Origin of the sequence: Myroides sp. LoEW2-1, assembly GCF_009767705.1 — a bacterium.
Lineage (GTDB): Bacteria > Bacteroidota > Bacteroidia > Flavobacteriales > Flavobacteriaceae > Flavobacterium > Flavobacterium album_A.
The window spans coordinates 1-1,594 of the sequence record NZ_WSPP01000129.1 but is presented as its reverse complement, the minus strand read 5'-3'; the positions used below and the strand labels follow the sequence as shown (position 1 = coordinate 1,594).

The window sequence follows — 1,594 nt, the reverse complement described above, 5'->3', positions numbered from 1 at the left end:
TTCTAACATCCCTTTACTTTTCAAAAAAGTATCAGAGAAAAAATGCTCAATCTCTAAATACTTAAATTTCTGCTCTTCCAAGAAATAATTCTTTCTAATACTAATAATAGGTAACAGTAAAGCATATATATTATAATCTTTATGTTTTTTCACATATCCTACCTTTAATTCCTCTAAGAAAATAAAATCCTTCAATCCATTGTATGCACCAAAACCAGCTTCGTCATTATCAAAAATTCCAATTATTATACTTTCATCAGAAAGTGTTGAACTACAACTAGCTAAAGTTTTAGATAGCTCCCCTGTACCTCCTGTATCTTTACTACTCCCTATTTTTATTTTCCACTCAGGAAAAGCACCATTATTCAAGACAATATATGCATGTTCAATAATCTTAGCATCCGTTTTACCTTCAGTCAGTAAAGTAACTTTTTTTTCTGAAAATAAAACATCATAATCAGTGAATTTTAATTTATTAGCAGGCGTCTCTAATAAATATTTCAAAGGGCTTTTTACCTTATTAAGAGAGTTTCTAATTTCTAATTTCAATTTATCTAAATGTCCTTCATTTAATACAGTAATAGAATAATCACTAATAATAGTTAATATACTATCCTCTAAAAAATTACTCTCATAAATCAATTTCTCTAAAGGCACTGCTTCCCCTAAGCGCTTAGAATTCAAAACCAAAGCAATACATAACGCTTTATAACCTATATTTGTTGATACCTTCTGACTATTAGTCAATTCATCAAATAATTCGTCGAAAACTATCTGTAAAGGTTCTTTTAGAGTCACTGAGTTAAAGTTCTCATGAAAATACACTACATTCATAAGCCAAATTATTGGTAATTTAAATTGCTTAAACAAAGTTGAATCTTGACCTACCATTAACAAAAACAGCTCAATTATCTTCAAATTATTCTCTAAAGAAATCTTCACAGTATCCTTTCTAATCTGATTGTCAGTTTGATATAAAGCTTGTATCAAATATCCAGCACCACCAATTGCTGAAAACAGATTACTATATTCTATCTTTTCTTGTAATTTAGAATTAATACTTCTTAAAAAATCAGGCATATCTTTTGAAAAACCAGCATAAAAGATTGCAGAATTTTGCCAATTAACATCTAAGAAATTGTCTACATATTTTGTTTCTTCTATTCTTTTATGCTTAAAGATTTCAATTGATGCATAATATTCCATAAAGGAATTATGATTAAAACATACATATCGTTTCTCTTTTAAATATAAAATTCCAGTATGATTAATCAGATAATCAAGCATTTCCTCTAAAGTTCCCTTTTTTAATGGAATTGTTTTGTTTTTAAAATACTCCGTAAAAAAACTGATAAACTCTTCAGTTTTCATTGGATTATTTTGTGGTCTATTTAACAATTCTAAAGCATAAATCGATAATATACGTTCTCTAAAAGACAAATCAATAAATTCAACACGTGAAGATACAAAAGGCTTCCCCAGCATCACTGAATTAAAATTATCATAAATATCAGTAATTGTTGCTGGAACTTCTAAATTATTCTCCTCATAAAGAATTGTAATAAGAGATAAGGTTAAAGGGCTAATTGGTAAC

1 protein-coding gene is annotated in these 1,594 nt (G+C 27.8%); it reads right to left on the bottom strand.

Features of this window, described 5'->3' with window-relative positions; translation table 11 throughout:
* The coding region (locus GOQ24_RS08650) for an NACHT domain-containing protein (RefSeq protein WP_160339486.1) at nt 1–1,594 on the bottom strand (1,594 nt) is incomplete at both ends.